Source organism: Enterobacter vonholyi (assembly GCF_008364555.1).
GTDB lineage: Bacteria > Pseudomonadota > Gammaproteobacteria > Enterobacterales > Enterobacteriaceae > Enterobacter > Enterobacter vonholyi.
This window is the reverse complement of sequence record NZ_VTUC01000003.1, coordinates 267,196-285,450: the sequence shown is the minus strand read 5'-3', so window position 1 is coordinate 285,450 and position 18,255 is coordinate 267,196. Positions and strand designations below refer to the sequence as shown.

The 18,255-nt window shown below is 59.4% G+C and carries 15 protein-coding genes; 6 read left to right on the top strand and 9 right to left on the bottom strand.

From position 1 onward, the window contains the following. The first annotated feature begins 143 nt into the window (after window positions 1-143). From nrdA to yfaE, 3 genes are read left to right on the top strand one after another with little or no spacing between them, the layout of a single operon-like run. Window positions 144-2,429 (top strand): class 1a ribonucleoside-diphosphate reductase subunit alpha, encoded by a 2,286-nt coding sequence (gene nrdA, locus F0319_RS05805; protein ID WP_149366454.1) that lies wholly within the window; start codon window positions 144-146, stop codon window positions 2,427-2,429. A 49-nt stretch (window positions 2,430-2,478) separates the two neighbouring features. After that, on the top strand, window positions 2,479-3,609 hold the full coding sequence (gene nrdB / locus F0319_RS05800) for a class Ia ribonucleoside-diphosphate reductase subunit beta (RefSeq protein WP_047074992.1): 1,131 nt from the start codon (window positions 2,479-2,481) through the stop codon (window positions 3,607-3,609). After that, window positions 3,609-3,863, top strand: a complete 255-nt coding sequence (yfaE, locus tag F0319_RS05795) for a class I ribonucleotide reductase maintenance protein YfaE (RefSeq protein ID WP_008500234.1) — start codon at window positions 3,609-3,611, stop codon at window positions 3,861-3,863. Before nrdB ends, yfaE begins: the two co-directional genes overlap by 1 nt. Before the next feature lie 24 nt (window positions 3,864-3,887). Here the strand turns inward: yfaE and glpQ are convergent, their stop codons facing one another. Further along, window positions 3,888-4,940, bottom strand: a complete 1,053-nt coding sequence (glpQ, locus tag F0319_RS05790; RefSeq protein ID WP_149366453.1) for a glycerophosphodiester phosphodiesterase — start codon at window positions 4,938-4,940, stop codon at window positions 3,888-3,890. A gap of 11 nt (window positions 4,941-4,951) precedes the next feature. After that, complete coding sequence (gene glpT, locus F0319_RS05785) at window positions 4,952-6,304, bottom strand: glycerol-3-phosphate transporter (protein WP_045354273.1); 1,353 nt, start codon at window positions 6,302-6,304, stop codon at window positions 4,952-4,954. 251 nt (window positions 6,305-6,555) lie between these two features. Here glpT and glpA point away from each other — a divergent pair, with 251 nt between their 5' ends. The 3 genes from glpA to glpC are packed head-to-tail and all read left to right on the top strand — an operon-like array spanning window position 6,556 to window position 10,578. Then, the gene (gene glpA / locus F0319_RS05780; protein WP_149366452.1) at window positions 6,556-8,184 is read left to right on the top strand and encodes an anaerobic glycerol-3-phosphate dehydrogenase subunit A; all 1,629 of its coding nucleotides are present in this window, start codon (window positions 6,556-6,558) and stop codon (window positions 8,182-8,184) included. After that, window positions 8,174-9,391, top strand: coding sequence for a glycerol-3-phosphate dehydrogenase subunit GlpB (glpB, locus tag F0319_RS05775; protein ID WP_149366451.1), 1,218 nt, complete (start codon window positions 8,174-8,176; stop codon window positions 9,389-9,391). The genes glpA and glpB overlap by 11 nt, the downstream gene beginning before the upstream one ends. Beyond that, entirely contained in the window at window positions 9,388-10,578 is a 1,191-nt protein-coding gene (glpC, locus tag F0319_RS05770) for an anaerobic glycerol-3-phosphate dehydrogenase subunit GlpC (protein WP_149366450.1), read from the top strand. Before glpB ends, glpC begins: the two co-directional genes overlap by 4 nt. 33 nt (window positions 10,579-10,611) lie before the next feature. On the opposite strand, the gene F0319_RS05765 is transcribed toward glpC, so the two are convergent. The 7 genes from F0319_RS05765 to menD form a co-directional block, all read right to left on the bottom strand. Then, the gene (locus F0319_RS05765) at window positions 10,612-11,811 is read right to left on the bottom strand and encodes a nicotinamide mononucleotide deamidase-related protein YfaY (protein ID WP_111965283.1); all 1,200 of its coding nucleotides are present in this window, start codon (window positions 11,809-11,811) and stop codon (window positions 10,612-10,614) included. Window positions 11,812-11,904: 93 nt separating this feature from the next. After that, window positions 11,905-12,444, bottom strand: a complete 540-nt coding sequence (locus tag F0319_RS05760; protein WP_111965282.1) for a YfaZ family outer membrane protein — start codon at window positions 12,442-12,444, stop codon at window positions 11,905-11,907. A 124-nt stretch (window positions 12,445-12,568) separates the two neighbouring features. Further along, window positions 12,569-13,930, bottom strand: a complete 1,362-nt coding sequence (gene menE, locus F0319_RS05755; protein WP_149366449.1) for an o-succinylbenzoate--CoA ligase — start codon at window positions 13,928-13,930, stop codon at window positions 12,569-12,571. Then, window positions 13,927-14,892, bottom strand: coding sequence for an o-succinylbenzoate synthase (gene menC / locus F0319_RS05750; protein ID WP_149366448.1), 966 nt, complete (start codon window positions 14,890-14,892; stop codon window positions 13,927-13,929). Before menC ends, menE begins: the two co-directional genes overlap by 4 nt. After that, complete coding sequence (gene menB, locus F0319_RS05745) at window positions 14,892-15,749, bottom strand: 1,4-dihydroxy-2-naphthoyl-CoA synthase (RefSeq protein ID WP_045402731.1); 858 nt, start codon at window positions 15,747-15,749, stop codon at window positions 14,892-14,894. The genes menC and menB overlap by 1 nt, the downstream gene beginning before the upstream one ends. Further along, the gene (gene menH / locus F0319_RS05740; RefSeq protein WP_149366447.1) at window positions 15,746-16,522 is read right to left on the bottom strand and encodes a 2-succinyl-6-hydroxy-2,4-cyclohexadiene-1-carboxylate synthase; all 777 of its coding nucleotides are present in this window, start codon (window positions 16,520-16,522) and stop codon (window positions 15,746-15,748) included. The genes menB and menH overlap by 4 nt, the downstream gene beginning before the upstream one ends. Beyond that, a complete protein-coding gene (gene menD, locus F0319_RS05735) occupies window positions 16,519-18,189 on the bottom strand; it encodes a 2-succinyl-5-enolpyruvyl-6-hydroxy-3-cyclohexene-1-carboxylic-acid synthase (RefSeq protein ID WP_111965278.1) in 1,671 nt (556 codons plus the stop codon). The genes menH and menD overlap by 4 nt, the downstream gene beginning before the upstream one ends. Window positions 18,190-18,255 lie beyond the last annotated feature (66 nt).

Sequence of the window (18,255 nt, the reverse complement as noted above, 5' to 3'; positions counted from 1 at the left end):
GATTCGATACTAGAATACTCACCATATAGCGTTTTTCTTATCGCAAACCCCCTACATGTAGTATTTATCCACAGAGTTAGTCACAAGACGGATCTGTGGATAAACGGGGGATATTTTTTATTTCACGGACAGGTAAAACCCACATGAATCAGAGTCTGCTGGTGACAAAGCGCGACGGTACTACCGAGCGTATCAATCTGGACAAAATCCATCGAGTTCTCGACTGGGCAGCAGAAGGACTGAACAACGTATCTATCTCCCAGGTTGAACTGCGCTCCCACATTCAGTTCTACGACGGCATCAAAACGTCTGATATCCACGAAACGATCATTAAAGCAGCGGCAGACCTCATCTCCCGCGAAGCACCGGATTATCAGTACCTCGCTGCACGTCTGGCGATTTTCCACCTGCGTAAAAAAGCCTACGGCCAGTTTGAGCCGCCGAAGCTTTACGATCACGTGGTGAAAATGGTTGAGCTGGGCAAATACGACACGCATCTGCTGGAAGACTATACGGAAGAAGAGTTCGAGCAGATGAACGGGTTTATCGATCACTGGCGCGACATGAACTTCTCCTACGCGGCGGTGAAGCAGCTCGAAGGCAAATACCTGGTTCAGAACCGTGTAACCGGTGAGATCTACGAAAGCGCCCAGTTCCTCTACATTCTGGTGGCAGCCTGCCTGTTCTCTAACTACCCGCGTGACACCCGTCTGGATTACGTGAAGCGTTTCTACGATGCGGTATCCACGTTCAAGATTTCTCTGCCGACGCCGATCATGTCTGGCGTGCGTACCCCAACCCGTCAGTTCAGCTCCTGCGTACTGATCGAGTGTGGTGACAGCCTGGATTCAATCAACGCCACCTCCAGCGCCATCGTGAAATACGTCTCCCAGCGTGCCGGTATCGGCATCAACGCCGGTCGCATCCGTGCGCTGGGCAGCCCGATTCGCGGCGGTGAAGCGTTCCACACCGGCTGTATCCCGTTCTATAAACACTTCCAGACGGCCGTAAAATCCTGCTCACAGGGCGGCGTGCGCGGCGGTGCTGCGACCCTGTTCTACCCGATGTGGCACCTGGAAGTGGAAAGCCTGCTGGTTCTGAAAAACAACCGAGGCGTGGAAGGCAACCGCGTGCGTCACATGGACTACGGCGTGCAGATCAACAAGCTGATGTACACCCGTCTGCTGAAAGGCGAAGACATCACCCTGTTCAGCCCGTCCGACGTCCCGGGCCTGTATGACGCGTTCTTTGCCGATCAGGACGAGTTCGAGTGTCTGTACACCAAATACGAAAAAGACGACAGCATCCGTAAGCAGCGCGTGAAGGCGGTAGACCTGTTCTCCCTGATGATGCAGGAACGTGCCTCTACCGGCCGTATCTACATCCAGAACGTTGACCACTGCAACACCCACAGCCCGTTTGATCCGGTGGTTGCGCCAGTGCGCCAGTCTAACCTGTGCCTGGAGATCGCCCTGCCGACCAAACCGCTGGAAGACGTGAACGACGAAAACGGCGAAATCGCGCTGTGTACGCTGTCCGCGTTCAACCTGGGCGCGATTAAGAGCCTGGACGAGCTGGAAGAGCTGGCCGTGCTGGCGGTTCGTGCGCTCGACGCCCTTCTGGACTACCAGGATTACCCAATCCCGGCCGCTAAACGCGGTGCGATGGGCCGCCGTACCCTGGGTATCGGCGTGATCAACTTCGCCTACTGGCTGGCGAAAAACGGCAAGCGTTACTCTGACGGCAGCGCCAACAACCTGACGCACCAGACGTTCGAAGCGATTCAGTACTACCTGATGAAAGCGTCCAACGAGCTGGCGAAAGAGCAAGGCGCGTGCCCGTGGTTCAACGAAACCACCTACGCGAAAGGCATTCTGCCAATCGACACCTACAAGAAAGACCTGGATGCGATTGTCAGCGAGCCGCTGCACCTCGACTGGGAAGGCCTGCGCGAGTCCATCAAGACTCACGGCCTGCGTAACTCCACGCTCTCTGCCCTGATGCCGTCTGAGACCTCTTCGCAGATCTCTAACGCCACCAACGGTATTGAGCCACCGCGCGGCCACGTCAGCATTAAAGCGTCGAAAGACGGCGTGCTGCGTCAGGTGGTACCGGATTACGAGACGCTGGGTGACAACTACGAGCTGCTGTGGGAAATGCCAAACAACGACGGCTACCTGCAGCTGGTGGGTATCATGCAGAAGTTTATCGACCAGTCGATCTCTGCCAATACAAACTATGACCCGACGCGCTTCCCGTCAGGCAAGGTCCCGATGCAGCAACTGCTGAAAGACCTGCTCACCGCCTACAAATTTGGCGTGAAAACCCTGTACTATCACAACACCCGTGATGGTGCGGAAGACGCGCAGGACGACCTGGTACCGTCAATTCAGGACGATGGCTGCGAAAGCGGCGCATGTAAGATCTAATGAAGGGCGGGGATATCCCCGCCTTTATTTCGTAAGACAGGACACACTCATGGCATATACCACCTTTTCACAGACGAAAAACGACCAGCTCAAAGAACCGATGTTCTTCGGCCAGCCGGTCAACGTGGCACGCTACGATCAGCAAAAATATGACATCTTCGAAAAGCTGATTGAAAAGCAACTCTCCTTCTTCTGGCGTCCGGAAGAAGTGGACGTATCCCGCGACCGTATTGACTACCAGTCGCTGCCGGATCACGAAAAACATATCTTCATCAGCAACCTGAAGTACCAGACGCTGCTGGACTCCATTCAGGGACGTAGCCCTAACGTGGCGCTGCTGCCGCTGATCTCGATTCCTGAGCTGGAGACCTGGGTGGAAACCTGGGCATTCTCCGAGACCATTCACTCCCGCTCTTACACGCACATTATCCGCAACATCGTGAACGATCCGGCGGTTGTGTTTGACGATATCGTCACCAACGAGCAGATCCAGAAGCGCGCGGAAGGCATTGCTCACTACTACGACGAGCTGATCGAGATGACCAGCTACTGGCACCTGCTGGGCGAAGGCACCCACCACGTGAACGGTAAAACCATCACCGTGAACCTGCGCGCGCTGAAAAAGCAGCTGTACCTGTGCCTGATGAGCGTCAACGCGCTGGAAGCGATCCGCTTCTATGTCAGCTTCGCCTGCTCCTTCGCCTTTGCCGAGCGCAAGCTGATGGAAGGCAACGCCAAAATCATCCGTCTGATTGCCCGTGATGAAGCCCTGCACCTGACCGGCACCCAGCACATGCTGAACCTGCTGCGCAGCGGTACGGACGATCCGGAGATGGCGGAAATCGCTGAAGAGTGCAAGCAGGAGTGCTACGACCTGTTCGTGCTGGCCGCTCAGCAGGAGAAAGAGTGGGCAGACTACCTGTTCCGCGACGGCTCCATGATTGGCCTGAACAAAGACATCCTGTGCCAGTACGTTGAGTACATCACCAACATCCGCATGCAGGCTGTTGGTCTCGACCTTCCGTTCCAGACGCGCTCTAACCCGATTCCGTGGATCAACACCTGGCTGGTGTCCGATAACGTGCAGGTTGCGCCGCAGGAAGTGGAAGTCAGCTCTTATCTGGTCGGTCAGATTGATTCTGAAGTCAACACCGACGACCTGAGCAACTTCCAGCTCTGATGTCACGCGTCACGTTAAGTCTTTCCGGCACTGAGGTACTGTGTCGGGAGGAGCACCCTTCTCTGCTGGTGGCGCTTGAGGCGCATCAGGTAGAAGTAGAGTACCAGTGTCGTTCCGGCTACTGCGGCTCCTGCCGTTGCCGTCTGGTCGCCGGCCAGGTGGACTGGCTGACCGAGCCGCTGGCCTTTATCAACGAAGGGGAAATTTTGCCCTGCTGCTGCCGGGCAAAAGGCGATATAGAGATCGAGATGTAAAAAAGGGCCTTACGGCCCTTTTTTCTATTTTAAGAACGTCACCGCTTTATCCGGGAAATCCGTAAACAGTCCGTCCACGCCCGCCTGCTTATACAACACTTCATAAAGCTGATTCACGTCCGTGGCATATTCCGGCAGCTGGTCTGCACGCACGGTATACGGGTGCACCTGCATCCTGCTGGCGTGCGCCTCTTTCACCATCGCAGTCAGCTTCACGTGACCCGGCGTTGAACCTTCCGCCACCAGCATGTGGTAATCCGGCCCGATGCCGTCGGCGTACTGCGCAATCTGCTTCATCGCGCCCGGCTTAAACATCCAGTCGTAGCTGTAGTTAACCCACTTCCCGTCCGGCTGCTTCTCCTGGGTTTCATTCCAGTCGGTATAGGCAATCAGCTGCACCAGATTGAGATCCATCCCCATCTTCGGCTCCAGCTCGGTTTTGATGCGTTTCAGCTCGGCGGCATCAAAACACTGCAGGTAGACCTTGTCCTTCTTGCCGGTGTAGCCGTACTGCTTCAGCACCTCGAGCGTCTTCGCGGCAATATCTTTTCCTTCCTGATGGTGGAACCACGGCGCTTTGATTTCCGGATAGATGCCGATGTTTTTACCGGTTGAGTGGTTCAGCCCCTGAACAAACTCAATCTCTTCCTGGAAGGTATGAATGCGAAAGTCAGATTTGCCCATCGGGAAACGTCCCGGATAGACCTGCACCTTCTTGCCGTTTTCAATCTCAAAGCCCTCGGTAAACTTCAGGGAACGGATCTCCGCCAGCGTGAAGTCGATGGCATAGAAGCGGCCATCTTTGCGCGCGCGGTCCGGGAAACGATCCGCCACGTCCGTCACGCGGTCAAGATAGTGATCGTGCAGGACGACCAGCTGGTCGTCCTTCGTCATCACCAGATCCTGCTCCAGGTAATCCGCACCCTGGGCATAGGCCATCGCTTTCGCCGGGAGCGTATGCTCCGGCAGATAGCCGCTGGCGCCGCGGTGGGCAATAACAATTTTATCCGCCGCCAGCGCGGAGCCTGTCATCAGGCCCGCCAGCAGCAGGCCGGTTGTTACGTAAGATAATTTCATCGCAATGCTCCTTATTGACGACGCGCCAGCACTTCCGCGTGGTGACGTTTCTCACCGATCATCACAACAATCAGCAGCAGTACCGCCAGCACGCTACCGCCGATCATCACCATAAAGCCGCCGTCCCAGCCGAAGAAGTCAACGGTGTAGCCCACGATGGCGCTCGCCGCGACCGAACCGCCCAGGTAGCCGAACAGGCCGGTAAAGCCCGCCGCCGTGCCCGCCGCTTTTTTCGGCGCCAGCTCCAGGGCATGCAGACCGATCAGCATCACCGGACCGTAAATCAGGAAGCCGATGACGATCATGCAGGCCATATCTACTGATGGGTTGCCCGGCGGGTTGAGCCAGTACACCACGGTAGCAATGGTCACCAGGGTCATAAAGAAGACGCCCGTCGCGCCGCGGTTGCCTTTAAACACCTTATCTGACATCCAGCCGCAAAGCAGCGTGCCCGGGATCCCGGCATATTCATACAGGAAGTACGCCCAGGAGGATTTATCCAGCGCGAAGTGCTTCACCTCTTTCAGGTAGGTTGGCGACCAGTCGAGGATGCCGTAGCGCAGCAGGTAAACGAACACGTTCGCCACCGCGATGTACCACAGCAGCTTGTTCGGCAGCACGTACTTCATGAAGATCTGTTTAGCGGTCAGCTCTTCTTCGTGCTCCTTGCTGTAATCATCCGGATAGTCGTTTTTGTACTCTTCAATCGGCGGCAGGCCGCAGGACTGCGGCGTGTCGCGCATCAGGGCGAAGGCAATAATCGCCACCAGAATGGCGCCAAAGGCAGGCATATAGAGCGCCGCATGCCAGTCGTTGAACCAGGCCATCCCCAGCAGGAACAGCAGAGGCGGAATACCGCCGCCCACGTTATGCGCGCAGTTCCACACCGACACGATGCCGCCGCGTTCCTTCTGCGACCACCAGTGCACCATGGTACGCCCGCACGGCGGCCACCCCATCCCCTGGAACCAGCCGCAGAGGAACAGCAGCACGAACATGATGGCAATGCTGGAGGTAGCCCACGGCACAAAGCCCATGAACAGCATGACCGCAGCCGCCAGGATCAGACCGGCGGGCAGGAACACGCGCGGATTCGAGCGATCCGACACGGAACCCATGATGAATTTGGAAAAACCGTAGGCGATGGAGATCCCCGACAGCGCGAACCCCAGATCGCCACGGGAAAAGCCCTGCTCCACCAGATACGGCATGGCGAGCGCGAAGTTTTTACGTACAAGGTAGTACGCCGCGTACCCGAAGAAGATCCCCAGGAAGATTTGCCAACGCAGACGGCGATAGAGCGGATCTATTTCTGCCTCTGGCAGACGCGCCCTGTGCGGCGCAGGTTTGAAGATACTGAGCATAACAGCCTCCGTGGCCTTGAAATGAATGAGCAGGTGGCTCGCACCTGAATTCCAGAGGCGGGGATGTTAAGAAATCACGGTGATTGTTACTGTGAATCAACGCACAGATTGTTACAGAAATATGACAGAATGCGCAAAAAAGCGCATGAAATCACGTTTCACTTTCGAATTCCGCGCGTTTATGTTCGAAATCAAACAAACCACAAAATTAATATGGCTAAATGATAAAAAACGAACATAGAGGGTAAACAATGACCAGTCACGATCCTCGTTATAGTGATGTGATAATCATTGGTGGTGGCGCGACCGGCGCCGGGATCGCGCGCGATTGCGCCCTTCGCGGCTTAAGCGTCACGCTTCTGGAACGCCATGATATCGCCACGGGCGCAACCGGACGTAACCACGGCCTGCTGCACAGCGGCGCCCGGTATGCAGTCACCGACGCTGAATCCGCGCGCGAATGTATTGCTGAAAACCAGATCCTCAAGCGTATCGCCCGCCACTGCATTGAGCCGACTGACGGCCTGTTTATCACTCTTCCCGAAGATGACCTCACCTTTCAGGACACCTTTATTACCGCCTGCTGTGCAGCGGGCATTCAGGCTGAGGCCATGGATCCGGCTCTGGCGCGGCGGCTGGAACCGTCGGTTAACCCGGCGCTTATCGGCGCGGTCAAAGTGCCTGACGGCACCGTTGACCCCTTCCGCCTGACTGCCGCCAACATGCTGGACGCCCGCGAACATGGCGCTCACATCCTGACCGGACACGAAGTGACCGGGCTTATCCGCGAGGGAAACCGCATCTGCGGCGTACGGATCGTTGATACGCAATATAACGAACACAGCGAGCTGTATGCCGCCGTGGTGGTTAACGCGGCGGGGATATGGGGGCAGCGCATCGCGGAATACGCGGACCTGTCGGTGCGCATGTTCCCGGCGAAAGGCTCGCTGCTGATCCTCGACCACCGCATCAATAACCACGTAATTAACCGCTGCCGCAAACCGTCAGATGCCGATATTCTGGTGCCGGGTGACACCATCTCATTAATCGGTACGACCTCAACCCACGTGGACTATAGCGAGATTGACTACAACCACGTTACCGCTGAAGAGGTCGATGTCCTGCTGCGCGAAGGGGAAAAACTGGCCCCGGTGATGGCGCAGACGCGTATTCTGCGCGCCTACGCAGGCGTGCGTCCGCTGGTCGCCAGCGATAACGATCCGAGCGGGCGTAACGTCAGCCGGGGCATTGTGCTGCTCGATCACGCCGAGCGTGACGGGCTGGACGGGTTTATCACCATCACCGGCGGCAAGCTGATGACCTACCGCCTGATGGCCGAGTGGGCGACCGATGCCGTCGCCCGCAAGCTGGGCAATACCGAACGGTGCGTGACGGCAGAACAACCCCTGCCCGGCTCGCGTCAGTCCACCGAAAAAACGCTGCAAAAAATCATCTCCCTGCCCGCGCCACTGCGCGGATCCGCTATTTACCGCCACGGCGACAGAACGCCGCAGTGGCTCGGTGAAGGGCGCCTGAGCCGCAGCCTGGTGTGCGAGTGCGAAGCCGTCACCGCCGGTGAGGTGCAGTACGCGGTGGAAAGTCTGACGGTTAACAGCCTGCTCGATCTTCGCCGCCGCACCCGCGTCGGAATGGGGACCTGTCAGGGCGAGCTGTGCGCCTGTCGTGCCGCCGGACTGCTGCAGCGCTTCCATACCACCACCGCCACCCAGTCGCTCGATCAGCTCAGCGCGTTTTTAAACGAGCGCTGGAAAGGCATTCAGCCTGTCGCCTGGGGCGATGCCCTGCGCGAAAGCGAATTTACCCGCTGGGTCTACCAGGGGCTTTGCGGTCTTGAGAAGGAGCAACGCGATGAAATTTGATACCGTAATCGTCGGCGGCGGGCTGGCAGGCCTGCTCTGCGGCATCAGGCTCACCAGGCAGGGGCTGCGCTGCGCCATTATCACACGGGGCCAGAGCGCCCTGCACTTCTCGTCGGGCTCGCTGGATCTGGTGGACGAAACGTACCGCGATAAGATGCCGCCGGAGCACCCCTATCACCTGATTGGCGCGCACAACGTTGACCGCTTTGCGCTGGAAACCGAAGCGCTGCTGGCGGACTGCGGCGCGCGTCTGAAGGGGAGCGCCCGGCTCAATCACCAGCGCGTCACGCCGCTCGGTACCTTACGCTCTGCCTGGCTCAGCCCGGAGGAGGTGCCCGTTGCCCCCTTCAATGCCGCGCGCGTTCGGGTCGTGGGTATTAGTGGTTTTCTGGATTTTCAGCCCCATCTCGCGGCGGCGTCGCTTTGCCGCCAGGGGATCAATGCCGAAACGGCAGAGATAGAGCTACCTGAGCTTGATGTCCTGCGCGATAACCCGAGCGAGTTTCGCGCGGTGAATATCGCCCGATTTCTGGATAACGAGGACAAATGGCCGCTGCTGTATGACGCGCTCAGGCCCCTCAGCGACAGCTGTGACGCCCTGCTGATGCCCGCCTGCTTTGGCTTACGCGACAACCGGCTCTGGCGCTGGCTATCGGATCGTCTGCCCTGCTCGCTCGGCCTGCTGCCAACGCTGCCTCCGTCCGTACCCGGCATTCGTCTGCATACCCAGCTCCAGCGCCAGTTTGTCGCGCAGGGCGGCGTGTGGATGGCGGGTGATGAGGTGAAAAAAATCACTCTGACCGGCGGCGCGGTGAGCGAAATCTGGACGCGCAACCACGACGATATTCCGCTTCGTGCGCGCTATACGGTGCTGGCAAGCGGCAGCTTCTTCAGCAACGGGCTCCTGAGCAGCCGGGAGGGTATCCGGGAAGCTATTATGGGACTGGATGTTCGCCAGCATGCCTCCCGCGCGGACTGGTATCAAAGTGATTTCTTCTCGCCGCAGCCCTGGCAGCAGTTCGGCGTGATTGTCGATAACCGGTTACACCCGCAGCTTGCCGGTAAACCTGTCAGTAATCTCTTTGCCATCGGCTCGCTGCTGGGCGGGTACGATCCTATTGCTCAGGGGTGCGGTGGCGGAGTCTGCGCCGTCACGGCGCTGTATGTGGCAGAGCAGATTAGCCAGCGCACGGAGGCTGAACAATGAACGATACCCGTTTTGAAAGCTGCATCAAATGCACGGTGTGTACCACCGTCTGCCCGGTCAGCGGCGTGAACCCACGCTATCCCGGACCAAAGCAGGCCGGACCGGACGGCGAGCGTCTGCGGCTGAAGGACGGCAAGCTGTACGACGAGGCGCTAAAATACTGCATCAACTGCAAACGCTGCGAAGTCGCCTGCCCGTCTGATGTGAAAATTGGCGACATTATCCAGCGCGCCCGGGCACGCTACAGCGCGCAAAAGCCGTCGCTGCGTGACGCGATCCTGAGCCATACCGATCTGATGGGCAGCGTCTCTACGCCGTTTGCCCCGCTGGTGAATGCCGCGACCTCCCTCAAACCGGTGCGCCAGCTGCTGGATGCCACGCTGAAGATAGACCATCACCGCAGCCTGCCGAAATATTCTCACGGTACGTTCCGCCGCTGGTATAAATCCGTCGCGGCGAAACAGGCGCAGTACGCCGAGCAGGTGGCCTTTTTCCACGGCTGCTACGTGAATTACAACCACCCGCAGCTGGGTAAAGACCTGCTGAAGGTGCTGAACGCCATGGGAACGGGCGTTCAGCTACTGAATAAAGAGAAGTGCTGCGGCGTACCGCTGATCGCCAACGGGTTTACCGATAAAGCGCGCAGGCAGGCTCAGAGCAATGTCACGTCACTGCGCGAAGCGATTGTTGATAAAGGTATTCCGGTGCTGGCGACCTCGTCCACCTGTACCTTTACCCTGCGCGATGAGTACCCGCATCTACTGGACGTGGACAACACCGGACTGCGCGAGCACATCGAGCTGGCGACACGTTTCCTGTGGCGCAAGCTGGATAGCGGGCAGACGTTGCCGCTGAGGGAATTATCCCTGAAGGTGGTGTATCACACACCTTGTCATATGGAGAAGATGGGCTGGTCGCTCTATACGCTGGAGCTGCTGCGGCTAATCCCGGGGCTGGAGCTGACGGTGCTGGACTCGCGCTGCTGCGGGATTGCGGGAACCTACGGCTTTAAGCGTGAAAACTACGAAACGTCACAGGCGATTGGCGCCCCGCTGTTTCGTCAGATTGAGGAGAGCGGCGCAGATATCGTAGTAACGGACTGCGAAACCTGCAAATGGCAGATTGAGATGTCCACCAGCAAGCGCTGCGAACATCCGATTACGCTGCTGGCAAAGGCGCTCGGCTGAACATGGCCGGGGCGAAAGGCCCCGGCGCAGGTGTTACTCCACGAACAACGACTCAACCACGTTAATCCAGCCGTGCTCGCTGGCCACCTCTTTGCCATTCAGCCAGCGGCGCAGCATATTCAACGCCATCATGGCGCACACCTCCTGACGCACCGCCAGGCTGTGGCGGGTAATGCTCATTTTTACCCGCAGGGCGTGGGTGCCCTCGGGCGTCGCCAGCGCGAAGTTGAGATGTTCTTCATCCAACCCGCCGACAAACAACGCCAGACCGGCAAAATGCTTCACCCTTCTCTCGGACGCCCAGCGGGCGGTCTGCGCCAGGGTCTCCTGCTGGAACGGCACAACTTCGCTGGCCAGCAGCGGCGCGTTGACGCGCGACAGCTGCAGCGCCAGCAGGCCACCGGTGAACTGCTCGCTTAAGGTCACGCTGAGCTGACGCGCCTGCAGATGCTTCGCAATCTGCGCGGGCAACCCTTCCGTACCTTCAAAGATCAGGCTTTCACCAGCCACGCGCTGCACCTCGGGCCACAACGCCAGCATCGCCTCTTTCTGCTCGGCCGGGCCTGTCAGCTTAAGTTCAATGATCGGCATGGAGGAGCGATAGCCCATGGACACGCCAGGCGGCAGCGGAAGGTGATCGAGGCTCTGGGCCAGATCGCTTTCCGAGCGGCCAAAGGTGGTCAGACGCAGGCACAGCGGCGGTTCCGGCAGGGTAAAACGCTGGCGAAGGCGCGGCAGGATCTGCTGCTCGACCATCACTTTAAATTCTGAGGGCACGCCCGGCGTGAAGAACATCAGGCAGCGGTTCAGCTGCATGGCAAATCCACACGCGGTACCCACCGGGTTATCGACCAGCTCGGCGCTGGCGGGAATTTCAGCCTGTTTGCGATTGCTGGGGGCCATGACGCGGCCACGTTCGGAGAAAAAGCGCTCCATCTGCGAGAGCCACGCCTCATGCAGCACCAGCCCTTCGCCTTTTGCGGTCGCGGCGGCCAGCGCGCTGAGATCGTCACTGGTAGGGCCGAGCCCACCGTTCACAATCAGCACGTCACAGTGCTCACTGCGTTCACGCAGAATAGCGACCAGTGACTCAAGATTGTCGCCCACCGTATTGCGGCGCGTTAACGGTAATCCTTGCTCAAAGAAAAGATCGGCAAGCCAGGCAGCATTGGTATCAATAATTTGTCCATGCAGCACTTCGTCGCCGGTGGATAACATCTCCACGTTAATCATTATGTTCTCCCGCTTATTTGGTCAAAACACTATAACGCAAACGCGGGGTGGATAAGAGAGAAACTGGCGCGACAGATTGCCGCGCCGGAGTGATTAAAAGCCTGCGCTGACGCCCACGTACGGGCCGTCGGCCAGCGCGTTGTCGCGGTTGCCGTCTTTACCGGCCAGGTTCAGATAGCGATAGCCCGCTTCGATGGTAATCGGACGCATGATGGTCCAGCGCGCGCCGGCGTTAGCCTCTTCATAGCTTTCGATACCGCTTGAGAGGGAGTCCGGCGAATAGTAGTACTCACCAAACAGGCCGAAGCTGTCGCCAATTTTCCACTGCAGGCCGCCGCCCACTGCCGCCGCGTACCCTTCGTCACCGTCATTTGGGTTGGTATAGATACCTTTACCGCCGACGGTGGCCAGGAACGGGCCAAGAGGAACGTTGAGACCCAGGCCGAGGCTGGCCGCGTCGCCGTCATCATCGTTATGCGTCCAGCCGCCGGTCATCGCCAGACCCGAAGTCTCGGTACCCATGCCAAAGCCAAGGTGGGTATAATCCTGACCCGCCGATCCGTTAATGCTGATGGCGTTAGCCGCCGCAGATACAACCATCAGGCCTAAGCCCACTAATGCCACTTTTTTCATTGTCGTGATCCCGCACAATTATTATAAAGAAGTCCCAAAACCGCGAGATTTTAACCGGAGTCTCCCGGGGATCAAGCACTCTGCGTGCGGCAGGTCATTAGATTGTAACTATTTGAAACGGCTATTATCCCTTCAGCGATGCGTTCACCCATTGCTGCAACGCGCGGCGCGAGACTTTAATACCGCCATTTTTGAGTTCGGTCGGCAACAGCAGCCAGCGGACGGGTTGCTCAAAACGCGCCACCTTATCCCTCACCCAGTCAGGTAAACAGGTGATATCCGTTCCCGGCTCACACTCCACCACCGCCACCGGACGCTGCCCAAACTCGGCGTCGTCCAGCGGAACAATAAATACCTGGTTAACCTGCGGGTGCGTGGCGATAACGCGTTCCAGCGATTCCGGCTGGATCCCTTCTCCGCCGCTAAAAAAGAGGTTGTCCATGCGGCCCAGGATCGTCAGACGTCCGTTATGCCATTCGCCGCTATCGCGTGTGGCGAACCATCCCTGCGCGTTGGTCAGCGGAATCAGTTCGCCATCCCGCCAGTAGCCAGAGGCCATGCTTTGCGCCCTGATCCAGACTTCCCCGTTAACCACCTGAACCTCTCTGCCCGGCAGCGCATAGCCCACGTCCGGCTCGCCGTCCGCCTCTTTCGCGCAGACGGTAGAGGCAAACTCGGTCAGGCCGTAGCCGCAGAAGGTGCGAATATCCTGCTCTCTCGCCTGTTCGGTCAATTCAACAGGGATGGCCGCCCCACCCAGCAGCACCGCTTTCAGTGCAAAATGCTGGTGTGCATTAAGCAGACGCCAGAGCTGGGTTGGCACCAGCGAGGCGTGGGTGCAGCCGCACAGCGCCTCCGCCAGCGGCTGTTTCTCGCGCACGGTTAACCGCGCGCCGGCCTGCAGCCAGCGCCATAAAATCCCCTGGCCGGAAACGTGAAACAGCGGCAGCGAAAGCAGCCAGTCGTCGTCTTCACCGTAGGGGATCAGCGACAAAACGCCGCGCGCGCTGGCAAGATGGGCCTCGCAGGTATGGACCGCCGCTTTCGGCAGCCCGGTGGAGCCGGAGGTCAGCGTCATGGACGCCAGCCGCGCCGGTTGCCACGCAGCGCTATACGCATCGGTGGTCTCGCGCATGCACAGGGCAGGAAGAGCGTCGTAGCTGCCGTCCAGCACCAGCGCAAAGCGCAACGTCATCTGCGGGAGCAGCACGTCCAGCAGCGGGCGCGGCAGCTGCGGATTCACGGGAAGAATACGCGCCCCGCACTGGAGCAGCGCCAGCCACGCCAGCAGGGTGTGCGGATGATTATGGGCCAGCAGCAGCACGCCGTCGCCCTCCTCCACGCCCTGACGGTGAAAGCCCGCCGCAAGGCGGTCAATGCGCGCGCACAGCTGTTGCCAGCTGAGCACCTCGTCGTTCAGACTCAGGGCCGGTTTATCGGCAAACTGCGCACACCAGTGCCGCCACGGCCAGTCGGTAAAACTCATTGCAGCGGCTCCAGCGCCGTAACGTCGAGGCACGGCAGCGCGCTGTCCGGCCACGGGCGGAGAAGCTGAGCCTGCATCAGGTTCAGCGTGTCGAGACCAGGGACCGTGTCAGGCGTTAACCAGGCGGCAATGCGCGCCAGCTGGGTTAACCCAAGGCTGGACTCAATCGACGAGCTGATGACCGCCGTCAGCCCTGAGGCGTGCGCCGCCGCGACCTGCTCGCGCACTTTCGCCAGGCTGCCGGTCAGCGTCGGTTTAATCACCACCGCGCTGACGCCGGGTTCGGCGACAAATTCAAAATCGGCCTCGCGCAGGCTTTCATCCCAGGCGATGGCAATTCCCGTTTCGCGGGCAAACGCGCGCGAATCCTCCCGCGTCTTGCACGGTTCTTCGAGGAAGGCAATGCGGCTGCGGTACGCCGGATTGACGTACTTCGCAAACTGCTGCGCCTTAAGCGGCGTCCAGGCGCGGTTGGCGTCCAGACGCAGATGAAGGTCGGGGATCGCTTCCAGCAGCAGGTTGGCGACCATGCCGTCGCGCACCGCCTCATAGAGCCCAACTTTGATTTTCGCGACCTTCTCGCCCGGCATAGCGGAGAGCAGCGCGAAGAGTTCGTCCGGATCGCCCGTGCAGAGCGGTGCCGCGCGGTAATTTCCCGCTTCCGGCAGGCTGCCGTCCAGCTCCGCGAGCGCGCAGCTGATACCAAAAGCCGCGGAAGGCACATCCGGCAATGCCGGATCCGCGCCCTCACGCCACGCATCTGCCCAGGTCAGCAATACTGACTGCGCGTCTTCCAGCGACTCGAGGCTAAAGCCCGGCAGCGGTGAAATCTCGCCCCAGCCTTCCCGCTCGTCCTGCTGCAGATGCACGAAGAAGCCGTCACGGGTTTTTAACCGCCGTTCACGCAGCACCACGCCCGCGTCCATCGGTATCTGCCAGCGGTAAACCTGCGCGCGACGCATTACGGGTTCCGTTTGTATTTGCTGAAGTCCGGCTGGCGTTTTTCGTTAAACGCGTTGCGCCCTTCCTGACCCTCTTCGGTCATGTAGAACAGCATGGTGGCGTTGCCCGCCAGCTCCTGCAGACCCGCCTGACCGTCACAGTCGGCGTTAAGTGCCGCTTTCAGGCAGCGCAGCGCCATCGGGCTGTTTTGCAGCATTTCACGGCACCAGCGCACGGTCTCTTTTTCGAGATCGGCAAGCGGCACCACGGTGTTCACCAGGCCCATATCCAGCGCTTCCTGCGCGTTGTACTGGCGGCACAGGAACCAGATTTCGCGGGCCTTTTTCTGCCCGACGATGCGCGCCATGTAGGAGGCACCCCAGCCGCCGTCGAAGGATCCCACTTTCGGGCCCGTCTGGCCGAAGATGGCATTCTCGGCGGCAATAGTCAGGTCACACATCATGTGCAGCACGTGGCCGCCGCCGATGGAGTAGCCCGCCACCATCGCCACCACCGGTTTTGGACAGGTGCGGATCTGACGCTGGAAATCGAGGACGTTCAGGTGATGCGTACCCGCGTCGTCCTGGTATCCGCCGTAGTCACCGCGCACTTTCTGATCGCCGCCGGAGCAGAACGCTTTATCGCCTTCGCCGGTCAGGACAATCACGCCGATGTTATCGTCGTAGCGCGCATCCGCCAGGGCCTGAATCATCTCTTTCACGGTCAGCGGACGGAAGGCATTACGCACCTGCGGACGGTTAATGGTGATTTTAGCAATACCGTCGGTGGACTTGTGGTAACGAATGTCGGTGTAGCCTTCGGAGCAGTCTTGCCATTCAACCGGTGCATAGAGCATGTTTTCATCAGGGTAGATCATAGAGTGTCCTTTATGCGAAGACGCAGTATCTGAGCCAGACTTGCGGTAACCGCATCGGGATTTTCCCGGTGGGCGTTGTGTCCGGCGTTGGGAATTGCATGGCGAACGGCGTTCAGCTCAGCGGCCAGGGCCGCAAACTTCTCATCACGTTCGCCATAGAGATAATCAAAAGAGAAATCGCGCGCGCTCAGGGCAGCACGCAGGTCGGGCTGCACGGCCAGCGACGTTGCCTCGAGCATCATCGCCAGCGTCGCGCCGCTGTTCTGGCTGCGCAGGGTAATCAGCGCATCGCGCTGGGTGTCCGTAAGGGAGGCGAAAACGGGCTGTTGGTACCAGTCAGCGAATACTTTCTCCAGCGGTTCGGTACGAAAACGCGTTGCCCAGCGGCGGTCGGATGCCAGCCGCGCATTTCGCGCATCGGCATCCTGCAGGCCCGGATGCCCTCCCTCCACCAGCACGCCATGCAGCCCCTTCGGCTGCTGGCAGGCATGGAACATCGCAATGCGGCCGCCGAGGGAGTACCCGACAAGCCAGAATTTAAGTATGTTGTAACTAAGCAGGGTTCGGGTGAGCAACGCGCTCATCTCGTCAAACCCCTTCACACCCAGATTCCGGGATCCACCGTGCCCCGGCAGATCCAGATATAGCCTGGGATAATCGCTAAGTCCTTCACCGACCCTCTGCCACTCGCGACAGTCACCCGAAAAACCGTGCAAAAAGACCAGCCAGGGATAGCCTGGTTTTCCGGCCTGCAGCACACCCGAGAGGATCACAGCTGGCTCACCTGCGCCAGCAGGCTTTGCAGGGCCTGCGCACCGTCAGCATCGTTCACCACAAGCTCAATCAGCGTCGCGCCCGGCTGTTTCCATGCGCTGTTTAACGCCGCGTCCAGCTGTTCCCAACTTTCCGGGCGATGGTATTTCAGGCTAAACATCGCCGCGGCGTGTTCGAACTGCACGTTCTGCGGCATCAGATAGAAACGCTCGCGCTCGCTCTGCGGCGTAGGCAGCAGGGAGAAAATCTGCCCACCGTTGTTGTTGACCACAATCAGCACAAACGGGGCTGACGCCTGACGCAGCAGCGCCAGCGCGTTGAGATCGTAGAGAGCGGAGAGATCGCCCACGATCGCCAGCGTCGATTTCGCGCTGGCGCGCTGCACGCCCGCCGCCGTGGAGATCAGCCCGTCGATGCCGCTGGCACCACGGTTGCTGTACACCGGGTAGCCCGCGGGCAGCTTCGAAAAAGCATCAATCAGCCGCACGACCAGGCTGTTGCCGACAAACAGCTGCCCCTGCTCGGGCAGGTACTGGCGAATACGGTGCGCCAGCCCGGCTTCGCTAAACGCTTCACAGTGCGCTTTGGTTAATTCCCACGCCTGGCGCGAAAGGTCCGGAATGGCCACCGCCCAGGGCTTGCGTTTCTCAGCCGGATGAAGCGTCAGCCAGGCGTCGATACTGCTCACCAGACGACGGCCGCGGTGGTGCGCCGGGTCAAGCCGCCCTTCCAGCGCGTCCACCAGCCAGTACTCGTCCGGTGTGCAGGTCGCCTGCCACTGCAGTAACCGTTTGCCGGTCAAGCTCGATCCAAGCTGGACCACAATCTGCGCCTGCGCCAGTTCGGTGACCGCTTTGGCATTACCCAGCCAGAGATCGGCGCACGGCAGCGGCTGACCGGTCTGGGAAAGCACGTCGCCTATCAGCGGCCAGCCCAGGGTTTGCGCCCATTCGGCAACCAGCTTGCCTTCAGAGGCGCTCATGCGCCCGGCGATAACCACGCCGCGCTTCTGCCGCCAGAAGAACCAGTCGCGCTGCTTCGCGCTCTCAAGATGCGTCTGCTCGCGCAGCCACGGTTTTTCACTCTCCCACCAGTCGCCGAGGGTCTGCTGCCAGTCAAGACCCGTGTCGTCCAGCTCACCGTACAGCGGCTCGGCAAACGGGCAGTTGATATGCAACGATCCGCTACGCAACGTCTCCATGGCGTGATCGACGGTGGAGACCAGCCAGCTCGCCGGAATATCCTGGGTGGGACGGGGCAGCGAAATCGTCTGCGAAGGATGCGAAGAAAAGAGTCCCGGCTGGCGAATGGCCTGATTGGCGCCGCAGTCGATAAGCTCAGGGGGACGATCGGCCGTCAGCAGAATCAGTTTTTCACCGGTTAACCCGGCTTCAATCAGCGCCGGATAGAGGTTCGCCACGGCGGTACCGGAAGTGACAATCACCGCCACGGGTTCTTTGCTGACCTTCGCCAGACCCAGCGCAAGATGGCCGAGGCCGCGCTCATCAAAGTGGGTGTGGTGAATTAACGCCCGGTTTTCGGCGGCCGCCAGCGTCAGCGGCGTTGAGCGAGAACCCGGTGCAATACACACGTGCCTGACGCCATGGCGCGTCAGGGCTTCAAGGATCACCGCCGCCCAGCGTCGGTTAAAAGAACTTACTGACATGAGATTGTCCGGTATCAAGAATGCGACACAGTATAAATAATAGAAAAAAATGGAATTTTGATATGA